Below are 18,237 nucleotides of genomic sequence, written 5' to 3'. Positions count from 1 at the left end.
CGACCCGTTCCGTGTCCCGTCCCTGCGTTGGTGCTCCGCGCCGCCCGGGATCATGCTGGTCAGGAGAGCCTGCCGAGCAAGGGCGAGATGAGCGGCGATGGAGCGACAGTCGACGTACACGGCCACGGCCACCATCGATGACCGGGGCATCCTGACCGGCTGGAGCGAGGGCGCGCGGCGGCTGCTCGGCTACGACTCCCCGGCGGTCGTCGGCCGCCCCGCCACCGCGCTGCTCGCCGCCGACGCCGCGGCCGTCCGGCGGGCCCTGGCCGGCCGCACCCGCTGGAACGGCACCGTCCCGCTGCGCCACCAGGACGGCCGGCTCCTCGAACTGGGCGTCCTCGCCCATCGCCGTACCTCCGCCGAGGGCGTCACCGAGTGGCTCGCGGTGAGCGCCGTGACACCCCGGACCCAGCCGCCGCGCGGCGAACCCCTGGAGGAGTGGACGTTCCTCCAGTCCCCCTTTCCGCTGGCGGTCTTCGACACCGACCTGCGCCTGGTGCGCGCCAACCGCCGGATGGAGCACGCCCTCGCCCTGCCCGAGGCGGCGATGCGCGGGCTGGGTCTCACCCACATCGTGCCGGACACCGCCGGCGAGGAGGCCGACCGGTCGATGCGGCTGGCGCTGGAGTCCGGCCGGCCGCAGGAGGCGCGCGGCTGTCTCGCCCCGGACCTCGGCCGGACCACCGTCCTGACCCCGCTGAAGGACGCCGGCGGCCGGGTCCGGGCCGTCTGCCTGTCCGTGCAGCAGCCCGGCCAGGACTCCACCACCCGGCAGCGCGTCCCGGCGGACTCCGGCTCGCGCGTCGGAACGGCGGCGGACCAGGCCCGCGCCGCACAGGAACTCGGCGAGGTCACGGTCCCCCGGCTCGCCGACGTCATGGCGGTCGACCTGCTGGACACCCCGCGCACCGGTGAGGAGGCGGGCGGGCCCGCCGATCCGGTCGTGCTGCGCCGGGCCGCCCTGCGCGCGCTGCCGGACGGCACCGGCACTTCCGCCGGCATCGGCATCGGTGAGACCGTCGTCTGCCCGGCGGACTCACCGCCCGCCCAGTGCCTGGCGGCGGCCCGTCCGCTGCTGTACGACACCGCCGACCCGGCCGTGGCCGGGTGGGCCGCACTGGATCCGGGTGCCGCCTGGCTGCAGAAGTCCGGGGCGCGCGCCCTGCTGGCGGTGCCGCTCCTCGCCCAGGGCAGCACACTCGGCGTGGCCCTGTTCGCCCGCAACCCCCGGCGGGGCGCCTTCGGGCCCGAGGACCTGCGCCTCGCGGAGGAGTTCACCGCCAAGGCCGCCGCGGGCATCCAGCAGGCCCGGACCTACTCCAAGTCCCGTACGACCACGATGGCCCTCCAGCGCAGCCTTCTCCCGCACACGTTGCCCGACCAGGCCGCACTGGAGATCGCCACCCGCTATCTGCCGGCCGCCACCCGGGCCGGCGTGGGCGGGGACTGGTTCGACGTGATTCCGCTGTCCGGGGCGCGGGTGGCACTGGTCGTGGGTGACGTGGTGGGGCACGGCATGCGCGCCTCCGCCACCATGGGCCGGCTGCGCACGGCGGTACGCACCCTGGCCGACGTCGACCTGCCGGCCGACGAGCTGCTCACCCACCTCGACGACCTGGTGCTCAGACTGGCCGCCGACGAGGGCAGCGCGGATCCGTCCGGCGACACCGCGGGCGGCATCGGCACCACCTGTCTGTACGCCGTCTACGACCCGGTCTCGCGCCGGTGCTCCATGGCCCGGGCGGGCCATCCGCCGCCGGCCGTGGTCACCCCGGACGGCACCGTCCGCTTCCTCGACGTGCCCGCGGGCCCGCCGCTGGGGCTCGGCGGGCTGCCGTTCGAGGCGGTGGAGACCGAACTGCCCGAGGGCAGCATGCTCGCCCTCTACACCGACGGGCTGCTGGAGGCCCGCGACCACGACATCGACGAGGCGCTGGACAAGATGTTCCACGCGCTCGGCCGCCCGGCGAAGTCGCTGGAATCGGTGTGCGACCGGGTGCTCACCGAGCTGCTCAGCCACCGCCCCGACGACGACATCGCCCTGCTGGTGGCCCGCACCCGGGTGCTGCACGCCGACCGGGTCGCCTCCTGGGAACTCGACAACGAGCCCACCGTCGTCTCCGTGGCCCGCCGGTACGCCACCGAGCAGCTGACCGCCTGGGGCCTGGACGAGGCCGCGTTCCCGACGGAGCTGATGGTCAGCGAGCTGGTCACCAACGCGATCCGCTACGGCCGCCCGCCCATCCAGCTCCGGCTGATCCACCAGGACAGCAAGCTCATCTGCGAGGTGTACGACTCCAGCGGCACCACCCCGCACATGCGGCGCGCCCGGATCTTCGACGAGGGCGGCCGGGGCCTGCTGCTGGTCGCCCAGCTGGCCGAGCGCTGGGGCACCCGGCACGACCGGGTCGGCAAGACGGTGTGGGCGGAACAGTCGCTCTGACGCCCCCGGCAGCTGACACGGGTCCGCCCCGCCGCGGGAAGCGGCGGGGCGGAGACTTGCCGCTGTCGCGGCGGGGCGGACCTTACTCGCCCATCGTGTTGGACTGGTCGGTGCTGTTGTCGTTGGACTGGTCACCGGTACCGCTGTCGGCCTGGTCGTTCGACTGGTCGGTGGAGTTGTCGTTGGACTGGTCACCGGTACCGCTGTCGGCCTGGTCGTTCGACTGGTCGGTGGAGTTGTCGTTCGACTGGTCACCGGTACCGGTCTCGGAGGTGTTGGACTGGTCCGTCGTGTTCTCGTTGGACTGGGCGCCGGTACCGGTCTCGGAGGTGTTGGACTGGTCCGTCGTGTTCTCGTTGGACTGGGCGCCGGTGCCCTTCTCCGACGCGTTGGACTGATCCGTCGTGTTCTTGTTCGACTGGTCGCCGCCTTCCTTGCCTGTCGTGTCGTTCTTCTGCGTGGTGTCGTTCTTGTTCGACTGGTCGCCGGTACCGGAGCCCTTGTTGGACTGGTCGGTCTTGTTCTCGTTCGACTGAGTACCGGTGCCGGTCCCGGAGTTGGACTGGTCGGTCTTGTTCTCGTTCGACTGCTTGCCGGCGCCCCTGCCTGTCTTGTCGTTCTTCTGCGTGGTGTCGTTCTTGTTCGACTGGCCGCCGTCGCCCTTACCGGTCTTGTCGTTCTTCTGCGTGGTGTCGTTCTTGTTCGACTGACCGCCGCCTTCCTTGCCTGTCTTGTCGTTCTTCTGCGTGGTGTCGTTCTTGTTCGACTGGTCGCCGTCGCCCTTACCGGTCTTGTCGTTGGACTGCTTCGTGCTGTTCTTGTTCGACTGGTCGCTCCCGCCCTTGTTGGACTGGTCGGTCTTGTTCTCGTTCGACTGCTTGCCGTTGCCGGTGGACTGGTTCTGCTGAACGGTCACGTTGGTGTTGTTCTGCACGGTGGTGTTGGAGGCGTGGGTGCCGCCACCGTGGCCGGAGCCACCTCCGTGGCCGGAGCTGCTGCCGTGCCCGGAGCCGCTCCCGTGACCGCTGCCGTGCCCGGAAGAACCGTGCGTGTGCTTCTTGCACCACTTCTTGTGGTTGTGCTTGTTCTTCGACTTGCAGGTATGACCGCGATGGTCCTGGGAGTGCTCGGCGGCACCCACCGCCGCCGGTGTGTGCAGAGGAGCCGCGACCGCCGCGGTCGCCGGAAGAGCGAGTCCCCCGCCGATCACGGCCGAGGCGATCAGTGTCGCGAGGCGGACGCCCCGACGCTTGGGACGGTGGGCGTCGCGGGTCTCAACAGTACGGTTCATGGTTTTTCCTCATTCTGTGAAGGGCTTTTTGCCGGGGTCCGGCAATTGAGGGAAGGAATTCCTGGACCGGATTTCCGTTTCCTGCGGTTCGTTTTCCTGGCCGCACTTCAAGTAGGCCAAAACGGGCAGCCCGGGTCACGCTCCGACAACTCGGGACTTGTCAGTGCGAAATTCGTCTGGTAGTGGGGCTAGACCGCACCCACGCGTGATGCCGGGCCGCCGGGCGACCCCGGAAAGACGGGACCGGCCCACGCCGGAGGTCCGGGCACCGCCATCCGGTCCGCGCCGGGCTCCGTGCCGGGGCCGGGGCGGGGTTCCGTGCCGGGGTCGGGGCGGGGTTCCGTGCCGGGGTCGGGGCAGGCGGCGCCCACGCGCTTGTCCACCAGCGTCGGGGTGCGGCCGCGCGGGCCGACCTCGCCGACGGCCGTGCGCAGGGCCGCCACGAACTCCATACAGGTGTCGTGGCGGTCGTCCGGGACCTTGGCCAGGGCCCGGAGCAGTACCTCGTCGGCGTCGGCCGGGATGTCCGGCCGCTTCTCGCTGAGCGCGGGAGGCGTGTCGCACTGGTGGGCCCAGAGCAGCTCGATGTGGTCCTCCCGCTGGAAGGGCGGCGCGCCCGTCAGGGTCTCCTGGACGACACAGGCGAGGCTGTACAGGTCGGACCTGCCGTCGACCGGACGGCCGGTGAACCGCTCGGGCGCCACGTAGTCCAGCGTGCCGACGAACTCCCCCACGTTGGTGAACCCGGTCAGTGACAGGGATTTCTTGGCCAGTCCGAAGTCGGCGAGATAGACGTGCTCGGGGTGGTCGCTGTCGATGCCCTCGGCGACCAGGACGTTGCCGGGCTTGACATCCCGGTGGACCAGGTCGCGCGCGTGGGCCGCGTCGAGCGCGGAGGCGAGCTGGGCGGCGATGCGCAGCGCCATCGGCACCGGCAGCGGGCCCTCGCGGTCGATCAGGGCGCGCAGGTCGAGGCCGGCGACGAAGCACATGGCGATGTAGAGGATGCCGTCGGCCTCGCCGGCCTCGAAGACGGGCACGATGTTCGGGTGGTCGATGGCGGCGGCCACCCGGGACTCCTGGGCGAAGCGGCTGCGGAAGGCCTCGTTGCGGGTGTACTCCGGGGCGAGGAGTTTGAGGGCGACCGTACGGCCGAGGCGCAGGTCCTTGGCGCAGTAGACGACGGCCATGCCACCGCGGCCGAGTTCCCGCTCCACCCGGTAGCCCGCGATCTCGGCCCCGATCAGGCCGGAGGGGGTTCTGGGCGGCCAACTGGCCTGCCTGGGTGTCATGTTCATCGAGACACCACCCTCACCCCGGTCGGCTGCGGAGGGCTGGCTCCTGTCTGCATCCTACCGAGTGCTCCCGGTATGCGCCCAGCCGCGGACCGGGCAGGGCGAAGGCCCGGACCTCCCTCTCGGAGGTCCGGGCCCCGCCCCTGCCGGGGCGTCCGTCACGCCGCCACGGGCACCTCCGGCGTCGCCCCGTCCACGGCGGGCGCGAGCGCCAGCTCCAGGACCTGGCGGACGTCGGTCACAGGGTGGACGTCCAGCTTGTCCAGCACCTCGGCCGGGACGTCGTCCAGGTCGGGCTCGTTGCGCTTGGGGATGATCACGGTGGTCACCCCGGCGCGGTGGGCGGCCAGCAGCTTCTGCTTCACCCCGCCGATGGGCAGCACCCGGCCGGTCAGCGAGACCTCGCCGGTCATGGCGACGTCGGTGCGGACCAGGCGGCCGGAGAGCAGCGAGGCGAGTGCCGTGGTCATCGTGATGCCCGCGCTCGGGCCGTCCTTCGGGACCGCGCCCGCCGGGAAGTGGATGTGCACGCCCCGGTCCTTGAGGTCGGCCACCGGCAGTTCCAGTTCGGCGCCGTGGCTGCGCAGGAAGCTCAGTGCGATCTGCGCCGACTCCTTCATCACGTCACCGAGCTGTCCGGTGAGGGTCAGGCCCGCGCCGCCGGTCTCCGGGTCGGCGAGGGATGCCTCCACGAAGAGCACGTCGCCGCCGGCGCCGGTGACCGCGAGACCGGTCGCCACGCCGGGCACGGCCGTACGGCGCTCGGCCGGGTCCTGGGCGGACTCGGGCACGTGGTGCGGCCGGCCGATCAGGCCGCGCAGGTCGCCGTCCGTCACGGTGAACGGCAGTTCCCGCTCGCCCAGTTCGTGCTGGGCGGCGATCTTGCGCAGCAGCCGGGCGATGGACCGCTCCAGGGTCCGCACGCCCGCCTCGCGGGTGTACTCGCCGGCGAGCCTGCGCAGCGCGCCCTCGTCGAGCGTGACCTCGTCCCCGCGCAGGCCGGCCCGTTCCAGCTGGCGCGGGAGCAGGTGGTCGCGGGCGATGACGACCTTCTCGTCCTCGGTGTAGCCGTCCAGCCGGACGATCTCCATGCGGTCGGCGAGCGCCTCCGGGATGGCCTCCAGCACGTTGGCGGTGGCGAGGAAGACCACGTCCGAGAGGTCCAGTTCGACCTCCAGGTAGTGGTCCCGGAAGGTGTGGTTCTGCGCCGGGTCCAGCACCTCCAGCAGGGCCGCGGCCGGGTCGCCGCGGAAGTCCGAGCCCACCTTGTCGATCTCGTCGAGCAGGACGACCGGGTTCATGGATCCGGCCTCCTTGATGGCGCGCACGATCCGGCCGGGCAGCGCGCCGACGTACGTGCGGCGGTGGCCGCGGATCTCGGCCTCGTCGCGGACGCCGCCGAGGGCGACGCGGACGAACGTGCGTCCCATGGCGTGGGCGACCGACTGGCCGAGCGAGGTCTTGCCGACCCCGGGCGGCCCGACGAGCGCGAGCACGGCACCGCCGCGCCGCCCGCCGATCACGCCGAGTCCCCGGTCACCGCGCCGCTTGCGCACGGCCAGGTACTCGGTGATGCGCTCCTTCACGTCCTCCAGGCCGGCGTGCTCGGCGTCGAGCACGGCCTTGGCGCCCCGGATGTCGTAGGCGTCCTCGGTCCGCTCGTTCCACGGCATCTCCAGGACGGTGTCCAGCCAGGTGCGGATCCATGAGCCCTCGGGCGACTGGTCGGAGGCGCGCTCCAGCTTGTCGACCTCCTTCAGGGCGGCCTCGCGGACCTTCTCCGGCAGGTCGGCGGCCTCCACGCGGGCGCGGTAGTCGTCGGACTCCTCACCCTCCTTCTCGCCGTTCAGCTCGCGCAGCTCCTTGCGGACCGCCTCCAGCTGACGGCGCAGCAGGAACTCGCGCTGCTGCTTGTCGACGCCCTCCTGGACGTCCTTGGCGATGGTCTCGGCCACGTCCTGCTCGGCGAGGTGGTCGCGGAGCTGCTGGGTGGCGAGCCTGAGCCGGGCCACCGGGTCGGCGGTCTCCAGCAGGGCGACCTTCTGGTCGGTCGTCAGGAAGGGCGAGTAGCCGGAGTTGTCGGCCAGCGCGGACACGTCGTCGATGGCCTGGACGCGGTCCACGACCTGCCAGGCGCCGCGCTTCTTCAGCCACGTGGTGGCGAGCGCCTTGTACTCCTTGACCAGTTCGGTGACGTGGCCCGGCAGCGGCTCGGGCACACTCTCCTCGATCCGGGCGCCCTCGACCCACAGCGCCGCGCCCGGGCCGGTGGTGCCGGCGCCGATGCGCACCCGGCTCCGGCCGCGGATCAGGGCCCCGGGGTCACCGTCGGCCAGCCGGCCGACCTGCTCGACCGTGCCGAGGACACCGGTGCCGGCGTACGTGCCGTCGATGCGCGGGACCAGCAGCACCGTGGGCTTGGCGGGTTCCGACGCGGCGGCCTGGGCGGCCTCCACCGCGGCCCGTACCTCGGCGTCACTCAGGTCCAGCGGAACGACCATGCCGGGCAGCACGACCTCGTCGTCGAGCGGCAGCAGCGGCAGGTTGAGCGTGAACACCGGTGACTCAGCAGCCATGATCTCCCCTTCGGCAGTCAACTTGAGCTATGCCGACTCAATGTTCTGGCTGCCCCTGTTGTTCCCGACCACGTGTTCGCCGTGAGCGATCACGGGATCGGTGCAGGTGAGGTCGCTGCCGGCCGGTGCGGGCGCCGGAGCAGCGGCCAGGCGGCGACGCCGGTCGCCAGGGCGATGAGGTGCCCCCAGTTGGTCAGGGGGTCCGCGTAGGCATACAGGTCGCTCAGCAGCGCGCCGGCCACCGGCACCAGCAGGGGCCAGCGCAGCCAGGGGCCGAGCAGTCCGGCCAGCGCGCCGATGCTGGCGGCGACGCCGAAGCTGATGCCGTAGTCGAGGCGGTGCAGGGAGGTCGGCGGCAGGCGGCCGGCCAGGACGGCGAGACCGACCGGGCCCTCGGTGGCGAGGGTCGCCAGGACGTGGCCGGCCAGGAAGACACAGGCGGCCCGCACCCCGCCCGTCCGCCGTTCCAGCGCGGTGAGCACCAGCACGAACGCGGCGGCGTACGGCGAGACGATCCCGCCCGCGATCCACAGCGCGCTCGCCGTCAGCACCGGCACGGGCGTGCGTATCAGGTGGGCGACGTCCGTGCTGGAGCCCTGGTGGAGGGCGTGCACCAGGGCGGGGTCGGCCACGGCCGCGACCACGGAGGTGACGGCCAGGACGGTCGCGTAGGCGAAGGTGAACGGGGTGCCGGCCGGGGTGGGCAGCAGTCGCCAGGGCCGTACCGCCGGCCGTGGCGGACGCGCGGGGACCGGGGCCGCGGCGCACACCGCCGGGGCACCGCGCTGACGGGGCACGCCGTCCAGCAGGCCGGTGACCGGCGGGGGCGGGACGGCGGCGGGGCCACCGGGAAGGGGCGGGCCCGGCAGCGGCGGGGACGTGGCCGTCGCGGGACCTTTCGTGATCCGTTCCACGGTGCGGCGCTCCTTCCGTCACGCTCCACCCTTGGGGTCCGGCGTGCCGCTGTCTATGACCGACGCCACGCGGGAGCGGATTCACAGCAACCTCTCACCCCCCGGCGCCATCCGTACGCCGTCTTCCCGGAGCGGCCGTCGCGTCGTCCGCAATTCCCGTGAAGGTGGAGCCGTGTTCGGCCAGGATGGGGGCATGACTGTCCCGTACGACTCCCCCGTGGTCCTGGACCGGCGCGACGGCCCGTACGGAGAGGTGGTGCTGCGCAGACACGGCCCCCTGCTCCAGATCATCGCCAACGGCTGCTTCCTGATGGACACTTCCGACGGCCGCTCGGAGCGGTTGCTGGTCGACGCCGCCCGGGCCGCGCTGGACGGGCGGCCGGAGCCGGATGTGCTGATCGGGGGGCTGGGCGTGGGGTTCTCGCTCGCACACGCGGCGGCCGGTCCCGGGTGGGGGCGGATCACCGTGGTGGAGCGGGAGCCCGCCGTCATCGGCTGGCACCGGCGGGGGCCGCTGGCGGAGGTGTCCGGCGGCGCGCTCACCGACCCGCGGACGACGATCGTGGAAGCGGATCTGGTGGCGTACGTCAATGAGACATCGGACACGTTCGACGCGCTGTGTCTCGACATCGACAACGGGCCCGGCTGGACTGTCACGGAGGACAACGACAGCCTCTACTCGCCGGCCGGACTCGCCGCGTGCGCAAGGGTGTTGCGACCCGGCGGGGTGCTCGCCGTGTGGTCCGCGCAACCCTCTCCGGAATTTGAAGGAAGCTTGCGGAATGCCGGGTTCCGGCAGGTGCGTACCGAAGAGGTGCCCGTTGCCCGGGGCGTTCCGGACGCTGTGCATCTCGCCGTCCGACCTGGATAGCGACAGCCCGGCGGCTCCCCGTAATGTGCTGCCCTGACGCGGATCATTCAAGCGTCAAACGCAGACATGGGATCACCCCACGGATTCCGGAAAGCAACAACAGGGGCGGGCGATGGAGCAGACACACACCTCCCAGAGCGGCGCGGCGACGACCACCCAGGGCGCACAGCGCCGGGTGCTGGTCGTCGAGGACGACCTCACGATCGTCGACGCCATCGCGGCCCGGCTCCGTGCCGAGGGATTCCTGGTGCAGACGGCGGCCGACGGTCCCGCCGCCGTGGACACGGCCGAGGCATGGCAGCCCGACCTGCTGATCCTCGACATCATGCTGCCCGGCTTCGACGGGCTGGAGGTCTGCCGGCGCGTGCAGGCCCAGCGCCCGGTGCCGGTGCTGATGCTCACCGCGCGGGACGACGAGACCGACATGCTGGTCGGGCTCGGCGTCGGCGCCGACGACTACATGACCAAGCCGTTCTCGATGCGGGAACTGGCGGCACGCGTGCACGTGCTGCTGCGCCGGGTGGAGCGGGCGACGATCGCCGCCGCCACCCCGCGCTCCGGCATCCTGCGGCTCGGCGAACTGGAGATCGACCACGCGCAGCGCCGGGTGCGGGTGAAGGCGGAGGACGTCCATCTGACGCCGACCGAGTTCGACCTGCTGGTGTGCCTGGCGAACACCCCGCGCGCGGTGCTCTCCCGGGAACAGCTGCTGGCGGAGGTGTGGGACTGGGCGGACGCCTCCGGCACCCGCACGGTCGACAGCCACATCAAGGCGCTGCGCCGGAAGATCGGCGCCGAGCGGATCCGTACCGTGCACGGTGTGGGCTACGCGCTGGAGACGCCGGCCCCATGAGCGGTGACGGGCGCCAGGCCGCGCGGAGGAGCCGCCGGCTGCCCGGTGGGGAACCCTGGGGCGGCGTGCGCCCGTTCTCGATCAAGACCAAGCTGGGCGCGCTGGTCGTCATCGCGGTGCTGATCACCACCGGACTGTCGATCGTCGCCGTGCACACCAAGACGGAGCTGCGCTTCATCACGGTGTTCTCGATGATCGCCACCCTGCTCATCACCCAGTTCGTGGCGCACTCGCTCACCATGCCGCTGGACGAGATGAACACGGTGGCCCGCTCCATCTCGCACGGCGACTACACGCGCCGCGTGAAGGAGAACCGCCGGGACGAACTCGGCGACCTGGCCCAGACGATCAACGTCATGGCCGACGAGCTGGAGGCTCAGGACAGCCAGCGCAAGGAGCTCGTGGCGAACGTCTCGCACGAGCTGCGCACCCCGATCGCGGGCCTGCGCGCGGTGCTGGAGAACATCGTCGACGGGGTCACCGAGCCCGACCAGGAGACGATGCGGACGGCCCTGAAGCAGACCGAGCGGCTGGGGCGCCTGGTGGAGACCCTGCTGGACCTCTCCCGGCTCGACAACGGCGTCGTACCCCTGAAGCTGCGGCGGTTCGAGGTGTGGCCGTACCTCTCGGGCGTGCTCAAGGAGGCCAACATGGTCGCCTCCGCGCGCGCGGGCATCGCCTCCGGCTCCGGCAACCACACGCGCACGGACGTCCATCTGCACCTCGACGTCTCGCCGCCGGAGCTGACCGCGCACGCGGACCCCGAGCGCCTGCACCAGGTCGTCGCCAACCTCATCGACAACGCGGTCAAGCACAGCCCGGCGCACGGCCGGGTGACCGTGAAGGCGCGGCGCGGTCCGCAGCCGGAGTCGCTGGAGCTGGAGATCCTGGACGAGGGTCCCGGCATCCCCCGGTCGGAGTGGCACCGGGTGTTCGAACGATTCAACCGCGGGGCGGTGACCCGGCCGCACGGGCCGGGCAGCGACGGTGGTACCGGGCTGGGGCTGGCGATCGCCCGGTGGGCCGTGGATCTGCACGGCGGCCGGATCGGTGTGGCCGAATCCGAGCGGGGCTGCCGGATCATCGTCACTCTTCCGGGCCTGACTTCCGCCCCGAGTTGACGTAGGGTCCGAACCGGAAGCACAAGATCCACGACGGCCGTCGCCGCTCGGCGCGGCTGGAGCCGTGTGATCGGGTGCGAGCCTGCGCCACCCGTCGAACGAAGACGCGCAGGGCTCCGTCCGGCGCACCCTCCCACATGCGGAACCACGGTTGTTTCCCGCCATTTCAAGCCCCGAAACAAGATTTCCGATGTGACTTACGCGACGATGAACGGGCCCGACCTGACCTTCACGGTCAGGGAGGCGTAGCCTTTATTCCCGCTGTCCATCACCTTGTGAAGCGGAAGAGGGCGGTTGCCGCCGTGTCGCCACAGTCCCCCAGTAACTCGAGCATCTCAACCGATGACCAAGCCGGGAAGAACCCCGCAGCCGCGTTCGGTCCGAACGAGTGGCTCGTCGACGAGATCTATCAGCAGTACCTCCAGGACCCGAATTCGGTAGACCGCGCCTGGTGGGACTTCTTCGCCGACTACAAGCCGGGCGCTCCTGCCACCCCGGCTCCGGCGGGTGCTGCGGCCGCGGGGGCCGCAGAGACCCCCACCACGGCCCCGCAGGCCCAGCCCGCGGCCCCGGCCCCCCAGGCCGCCGCCCCGGCCGCCCCCGCGGCCCCGAAGCCCGCGGCCGCCCCGGCCCAGGCACCCGCCGCCGCTCCCGCGGCGAAGGCCGCCCCGGCCAAGCCGGCGCAGCCCGCACAGGCGCCCGCACAGCCGAAGGGCGGGTCCGGTGCGAGCACCGGCTCCACCGCAGCGGCCGGCGCCGAGGGCCCGGAGCTGATCACGCTGCGCGGTCCGGCCGCCGCCGTGGTGAAGAACATGAACGCCTCGCTGGAGCTGCCGACCGCCACCTCGGTCCGCGCGGTACCGGTGAAGCTGCTGTTCGACAACCGCATCGTCATCAACAACCACCTCAAGCGCGCCCGCGGCGGGAAGATCTCCTTCACGCACATCATCGGGTACGCGATGGTGCAGGCCATCAAGGCCATGCCGTCGATGAACTGGTCGTTCGGCGAGAAGGACGGCAAGCCGACCCTGGTCAAGCCGCCGCACGTCAACCTCGGCCTCGCCATCGACCTGGTGAAGCCGAACGGTGACCGCCAGCTGGTCGTCGCGGCGATCAAGAAGGCCGAGACGCTGAACTTCTTCGAGTTCTGGCAGGCCTACGAGGACATCGTCCGCCGCGCCCGCGACGGCAAGCTGACGATGGACGACTTCACCGGCGTGACGGTCTCCCTGACCAACCCCGGCGGCCTCGGCACCGTGCACTCCGTGCCGCGCCTGATGCCCGGCCAGTCCGTGATCATGGGCGTCGGCTCCATGGACTACCCGGCGGAGTTCCAGGGCACGAGCCAGGACACCCTGAACAAGCTCGGCATCTCCAAGGTCATGACGCTCACGTCGACCTACGACCACCGGGTCATCCAGGGCGCCGCCTCCGGCGAGTTCCTGCGCGTCGTCGCGAACCTGCTGCTCGGCGAGAACGGCTTCTACGACGACGTCTTCGAGGCGCTGCGGATCCCGTACGAGCCGGTCCGCTGGCTCAAGGACATCGACGCCTCCCACGACGACGACGTCACCAAGGCCGCCCGCGTCTTCGAGCTGATCCACTCCTACCGGGTCCGCGGCCACGTCATGGCCGACACCGACCCGCTGGAGTACCGCCAGCGCAAGCACCCCGACCTGGACATCGTCGAGCACGGCCTCACCCTGTGGGACCTGGAGCGCGAGTTCGCCGTCGGCGGTTTCGCCGGCAAGTCGATGATGAAGCTGCGCGACATCCTGGGCGTGCTCCGCGACTCGTACTGCCGCACCACCGGCATCGAGTTCATGCACATCCAGGACCCCAAGCAGCGCAAGTGGATCCAGGACCGCGTGGAGCGCGGCCACTCCAAGCCGGAGCGCGAGGAGCAGCTGCGCATCCTGCGCCGGCTGAACGCGGCGGAGGCCTTCGAGACCTTCCTCCAGACCAAGTACGTCGGCCAGAAGCGCTTCTCGCTGGAGGGCGGCGAGTCCGTCATCCCGCTGCTGGACGCGGTCATCGACTCGGCGGCCGAGTCCCGCCTGGACGAGGTCGTCATCGGCATGGCCCACCGTGGCCGGCTGAACGTCCTCGCCAACATCGTCGGCAAGTCGTACGCGCAGATCTTCCGCGAGTTCGAGGGCAACCTCGACCCGAAGTCGATGCACGGCTCCGGCGACGTGAAGTACCACCTGGGCGCCGAGGGCACCTTCACCGGCCTGGACGGCGAGCAGATCAAGGTCTCCCTGGTCGCCAACCCCTCCCACCTGGAGGCCGTCGACCCGGTCCTGGAGGGTGTCTCCCGCGCCAAGCAGGACATCATCAACAAGGGCGGCACGGACTTCACCGTCCTGCCGGTGGCGATCCACGGCGACGCGGCCTTCGCGGGCCAGGGCGTCGTGGCCGAGACCCTGAACATGTCGCAGCTGCGGGGCTACCGCACCGGCGGCACCGTCCACATCGTCATCAACAACCAGGTCGGCTTCACCGCGGCCCCCGAGTCCTCGCGTTCCTCCATGTACGCCACGGACGTCGCCCGCATGATCGAGGCCCCGATCTTCCACGTGAACGGCGACGACCCCGAGGCCGTCGTCCGTGTCGCCCGGCTGGCCTTCGAGTTCCGCCAGGCGTTCAACAAGGACGTGGTCATCGACCTGATCTGCTACCGCCGCCGCGGTCACAACGAGTCGGACAACCCGGCCTTCACCCAGCCGCTGATGTACGACCTGATCGACAAGAAGCGCTCGGTGCGCAAGCTGTACACCGAGTCCCTGATCGGTCGCGGCGACATCACCCTGGAAGAGGCCGAGCAGGCCCTCCAGGACTACCAGGGCCAGCTGGAGAAGGTCTTCACGGAGGTCCGCGAGGCCACCTCCCAGCCGGCCGCCGGCGACACCCAGGCGCCCCAGGACGGCTTCCCGGTCGCCGTGCCGACCGCCGTCTCCGCGGAGGTGGTCAAGCGGATCGCCGAATCCCAGGTCAACGTCCCCGACCACATCACGGTGCACCCGCGGCTCCAGCCGCAGCTCCAGCGCCGCGCGTCGATGGTCGAGGACGGCACCATCGACTGGGGCATGGGCGAGACCCTGGCCATCGGCTCCCTGCTGCTGGAGGGCACCCCGGTCCGCCTCGCGGGCCAGGACTCCCAGCGCGGCACCTTCGGCCAGCGCCACGCGGTGCTGATCGACCGGGAGACCGGCGAGGAGTACACCCCGCTCCAGTACCTCTCCGAGGACCAGGCCCGCCTGAACGTCTACAACTCGCTGCTCTCCGAGTACGCGGCGATGGGCTTCGAGTACGGCTACTCGCTGGCCCGTCCCGACGCGCTCGTCATGTGGGAGGCGCAGTTCGGCGACTTCGTCAACGGCGCGCAGACGGTCGTGGACGAGTTCATCTCCTCGGCCGAGCAGAAGTGGAACCAGACCTCCGGCGTCGTCCTGCTGCTGCCGCACGGCTACGAGGGCCAGGGCCCGGACCACTCCTCGGCCCGCCCGGAGCGCTTCCTCCAGCTGTGCGCGCAGAACAACATGACGGTCGCGATGCCCACGTCCCCGTCGAACTACTTCCACCTCCTGCGGTGGCAGGTGCACAACCCGCACCACAAGCCGCTGGTCGTCTTCACCCCGAAGTCGATGCTGCGCCTGAAGGCGGCGGCGTCGAAGGCGGAGGAGTTCACGAGCGGCGAGTTCCGCCCGGTCATCGGTGACGGCTCGGTCGACCCGGCCGCCGTGCGCAAGGTCGTCTTCTGCGCCGGCAAGGTCTACTACGACCTGGAGGCCGAGCGGCAGAAGCGCGGTGTCACGGACACGGCCATCATCCGCATCGAGCGGCTGTACCCGCTGCCGGGTGCCGAGCTCCAGGCGGAGATCAAGAAGTACCCGAACGCCGAGAAGTACCTGTGGGCGCAGGAGGAGCCGGCGAACCAGGGTGCCTGGCCGTTCATCGCGCTCAACCTGATCGACCACCTGGACCTGGCGGTCGGCGCGGACGTCCCGCACGGCGAGCGGCTGCGGCGCATCTCGCGCCCGCACGGCTCGTCCCCGGCGGTGGGTTCGGCCAAGCGTCACCAGTCCGAGCAGGAGCAGCTGGTGCGTGAGGTGTTCGAGGCGTAGGCCTCCGGCGGTACGCCGTCAGAAGGGCCCGGCGCCGAGTATCCACTCGGTGCCGGGCCCTTCGTCCGTGCGGGAGCCCACGCGGTTCCGCGGGTTCGTACGCGGTTCGCGGGTCGGGTACGCGGTTCGCGGGTCCGTACGCGCCCGCGGGTGCGTCATGGGCGGTCGTGCGGTTCCCCGTCCCCCTGGTGAACCGCGCGGTTCGTCGGCTGCGTGGTGCCGCCGCCGCGGCGCCCACGTCGGGCCGTGTGCGCGGGGGACCTACTCGTCGTCCTCGTCGTCGAGGCGCGCGAGCCAGGTGGCCAGCCGCTCCACGGGCACCTCGAAGTCCGGGTTCAGATCCACGAAGGTGCGCAGCTGTTCGGCGAGCCACTCGAAGGTGACCTCCTCCTCGCCACGCCGCTTCTCCAGCTCCTCGATACCGCGGTCGGTGAAATACATGGGGCCGTGTCTCCTGCGCATCCATCCAGGCCGTTACTGACTGGGGCCCAGCCTATGCGCCGGACCCGTCGGCCCCCTCACCGGAAAGGGTGTCTTGACTTCCCGAAGGCGCGATATATCGTGTTTCCGAGAGGACGCGATATGACGTGTCCCGTCCCGCCGCCCCGCCGAGGAGGCCCCATGCCCGAGTGGTCCGTCACCGAGCCCCGGAAGCTGACCTTCGACAGCCCCGTGCGCGACCTCCACGTCCGGCTCGTCAACGGCACGGTCAACGTCGTGAGCACGGACGAGCCCTCCGCCCGCCTGGAGGTCTCGGAGGTCGAGGGCCCACCCCTGGTGGTCACCCAGCAGGACGGCATCCTCACCGTGGCCTACGAGGACCTGCACTGGAAGGGCTTCCTCAAGTGGCTCGACCAGGCGGGCCGGCGGCGCAGCGCCGTCGTCTCCCTCGCCGTTCCCGCCGGCACCCGGGTGGAGGTGGGCGTCGTCGGCGCGGGTGCCGTCGTCTCCGGCATCCGCGGCCCCGTGGGTGTCAAGGGAGTGACCGGCGACACCACCCTGGTCGGCGTCTCGGGCCCGGTCCGCGCGGACACCGTGTCGGGGAACCTGGAGGCCCAGGCGGTCACGGGCGACCTGCGGTTCCACTCGGTCTCCGGCGACCTGACCGTGGTCGACGGCTCCGGCCCCTCCGTCCGCGCGGAGACCGTCACCGGCTCCATGATCGTCGACCTGGACCCGGACGGCCCCACGGAGGTCGGCCTGAGCAGCGTCTCCGGCGAGATCGCCATCCGCCTGCCGCACCCGGCGGACGCCACGGTCGAGGCGAACACCGCGAGCGGCACGATCTCCAACGCCTTCGACGGACTGCGGGTGCACGGCCAGTGGGGCGCGCACAAGGTCTCCGGGCGTCTCGGCGCGGGCACCGGACGACTGCGCGCCACCACGGTCTCCGGCTCGATCGCCCTGCTGCGCCGCCCGCCCCGGGACGAGGAGGAACCCGCCTCCTGGGAGACGGAGCCGGATTCCCCACGGCCCGCCGGCACGCCCGACGCCCCGGCCGACGGTACGACGACCGACAAGAAGGTGCTCTGACATGCCCCCCGTCTTCGCCCACGGCCGCCTCCGGCTGTACCTGCTCAAGCTGCTCGACGAGGCCCCGCGCCACGGATACGAGGTGATCAGGCTCCTCGAGGAACGCTTCCAGGGCCTGTACGCCCCCTCGGCGGGCACGGTCTACCCCCGCCTGGCCAAGCTGGAGGCGGAGGGTCTGGTCCGGCACACCACCGAGGGCGGCCGGAAGGTGTACGCGATCACCGACGCGGGCCGGGCCGAACTGGCCGACCGCAGCGGCGAGCTGGCCGACCTGGAGCTGGAGATCCGAGAATCGGTGGCGGAACTGGCCGCCGAGATAAGGGCCGACGTGCGCGGCGCGGCCGGTGACCTGCGCCGCGAGATGCGCGCGGCGGCCTCGGAGGCCCGCCGGGGAACCCGGGCGGGCGGCACCGGGGCGGGCCCCTTCGGAGACCTGGGGTACCACGACAGTCAGGGGGAACAGGGGGATGCCGGGGAGCACGACGGCCTGAGCGACAAGGAGGCATGGAAGGCCGCCAAGGAGGAGATGCGCCGGGTCAAGCAGGAATGGAAGGAACAGGCTCGGCGGGCCAAGGACGAGAGCCGACGGGCCCGTGAGGAGGCCCAGCGCGCCCGCCACAAGGCCCAGGAGGCGCAGGCGCGGGCGCGGGCCCAGGCGCAGGAGGAGGTACAGCGCATGGCCCGACGGGTCCAGGACCGGGTACTGGACCACTTCGCCCGGGGGGACTGGCCGACCGGCGTCCGCGACGGCCTGACCGAACTGGCCAAGGAGTTCGGCGAGTTCGGGAAGGACTTCGGGAAGGAGTTCGGGAAGGACTTCGGCCGGGACCGGACTGTCGGCCGCACCGCCGGAGAGACCTCCGCCCCCGCCCCGTCCCCCGCTCAGGGGCCGCACTACACCTCCGCCCCGGAGGACTTCCCCGCGGCGTACGAACCGTCCTGGTCGCACGAGGACTTCACCGGTGACCCGGCCCGTGACCTGGACCGTCTCCTGGACCGCTTCCGCGACGACATCCGTGACGCGGCCCGCGACCACGGCGTCACCGCGGAGCAGCTCGGCGAGGCACGCCACCACCTCTCGACGGCGGCAGCCCGCATCGCGGCGCTCATGCACACCCGCGATCCCCGCACCCCCTCCCGGCCCACCGGGACGGGCGGGCCGACGGAGAACCCGGGCCCGGGGTGAGCCCGGCAGGCCACGCTCCGGCCG

Annotated in this window: 12 protein-coding genes; 7 read left to right on the top strand and 5 right to left on the bottom strand. The window is 71.6% G+C overall.

Annotated elements, in window-relative coordinates; genetic code table 11:
- The first annotated feature begins 97 nt into the window (after positions 1–97).
- Positions 98–2,446: a SpoIIE family protein phosphatase gene (locus tag ACF1BE_RS17450; protein WP_392199899.1), complete on the top strand. Its 2,349-nt coding sequence runs from the start codon at positions 98–100 to the stop codon at positions 2,444–2,446.
- A gap of 82 nt (positions 2,447–2,528) precedes the next feature.
- Here ACF1BE_RS17450 and ACF1BE_RS17445 read toward each other — a convergent pair whose 3' ends face one another.
- The 4 genes from ACF1BE_RS17445 to ACF1BE_RS17430 all read right to left on the bottom strand — a co-directional run bounded on the left by ACF1BE_RS17445 (position 2,529) and on the right by ACF1BE_RS17430 (position 8,522).
- Positions 2,529–3,737 (bottom strand): hypothetical protein, encoded by a 1,209-nt coding sequence (locus tag ACF1BE_RS17445; protein ID WP_392199898.1) that lies wholly within the window; start codon positions 3,735–3,737, stop codon positions 2,529–2,531.
- Positions 3,738–3,925: 188 nt separating this feature from the next.
- The gene (locus ACF1BE_RS17440) at positions 3,926–5,029 is read right to left on the bottom strand and encodes a serine/threonine-protein kinase (RefSeq protein WP_392200049.1); all 1,104 of its coding nucleotides are present in this window, start codon (positions 5,027–5,029) and stop codon (positions 3,926–3,928) included.
- Positions 5,030–5,190: 161 nt separating this feature from the next.
- A complete protein-coding gene (gene lon / locus ACF1BE_RS17435; protein ID WP_392199897.1) occupies positions 5,191–7,608 on the bottom strand; it encodes an endopeptidase La in 2,418 nt (805 codons plus the stop codon).
- 89 nt (positions 7,609–7,697) lie between these two features.
- The gene (locus ACF1BE_RS17430; protein ID WP_392199896.1) at positions 7,698–8,522 is read right to left on the bottom strand and encodes a rhomboid-like protein; all 825 of its coding nucleotides are present in this window, start codon (positions 8,520–8,522) and stop codon (positions 7,698–7,700) included.
- A gap of 193 nt (positions 8,523–8,715) precedes the next feature.
- Here ACF1BE_RS17430 and ACF1BE_RS17425 point away from each other — a divergent pair, with 193 nt between their 5' ends.
- From ACF1BE_RS17425 to ACF1BE_RS17410, 4 genes are all read left to right on the top strand, one after another.
- On the top strand, positions 8,716–9,393 hold the full coding sequence (locus ACF1BE_RS17425; protein WP_392199895.1) for a spermidine synthase: 678 nt from the start codon (positions 8,716–8,718) through the stop codon (positions 9,391–9,393).
- Positions 9,394–9,505: 112 nt separating this feature from the next.
- Positions 9,506–10,246 (top strand): response regulator transcription factor, encoded by a 741-nt coding sequence (locus ACF1BE_RS17420; protein WP_392199894.1) that lies wholly within the window; start codon positions 9,506–9,508, stop codon positions 10,244–10,246.
- A complete protein-coding gene (locus ACF1BE_RS17415; protein WP_392199893.1) occupies positions 10,243–11,367 on the top strand; it encodes an ATP-binding protein in 1,125 nt (374 codons plus the stop codon). Before ACF1BE_RS17420 ends, ACF1BE_RS17415 begins: the two co-directional genes overlap by 4 nt.
- 302 nt (positions 11,368–11,669) lie before the next feature.
- Complete coding sequence (locus ACF1BE_RS17410; protein WP_392199892.1) at positions 11,670–15,494, top strand: multifunctional oxoglutarate decarboxylase/oxoglutarate dehydrogenase thiamine pyrophosphate-binding subunit/dihydrolipoyllysine-residue succinyltransferase subunit; 3,825 nt, start codon at positions 11,670–11,672, stop codon at positions 15,492–15,494.
- 261 nt (positions 15,495–15,755) lie between these two features.
- On the opposite strand, the gene ACF1BE_RS17405 is transcribed toward ACF1BE_RS17410, so the two are convergent.
- Positions 15,756–15,935 carry a DUF6104 family protein gene (locus tag ACF1BE_RS17405; protein ID WP_003992906.1) on the bottom strand — a complete coding sequence of 60 codons (180 nt, stop codon included), beginning with the start codon at positions 15,933–15,935 and terminating at the stop codon, positions 15,756–15,758.
- Positions 15,936–16,115: 180 nt separating this feature from the next.
- Between ACF1BE_RS17405 and ACF1BE_RS17400 the strand changes: the two genes are divergently transcribed.
- On the top strand, positions 16,116–17,027 hold the full coding sequence (locus ACF1BE_RS17400; protein ID WP_392199891.1) for a DUF4097 domain-containing protein: 912 nt from the start codon (positions 16,116–16,118) through the stop codon (positions 17,025–17,027).
- 1 nt (position 17,028) lies between these two features.
- Positions 17,029–18,213 (top strand): PadR family transcriptional regulator, encoded by a 1,185-nt coding sequence (locus tag ACF1BE_RS17395; RefSeq protein WP_392199890.1) that lies wholly within the window; start codon positions 17,029–17,031, stop codon positions 18,211–18,213.
- Positions 18,214–18,237 lie beyond the last annotated feature (24 nt).

The sequence above is a fragment of the Streptomyces sp. NPDC014991 genome, assembly GCF_043080665.1.
Taxonomy (GTDB): domain Bacteria; phylum Actinomycetota; class Actinomycetes; order Streptomycetales; family Streptomycetaceae; genus Streptomyces.
The sequence above is the reverse complement of the archived record's forward strand: the minus strand, read 5'-3'. Positions and strand labels throughout refer to the sequence as shown.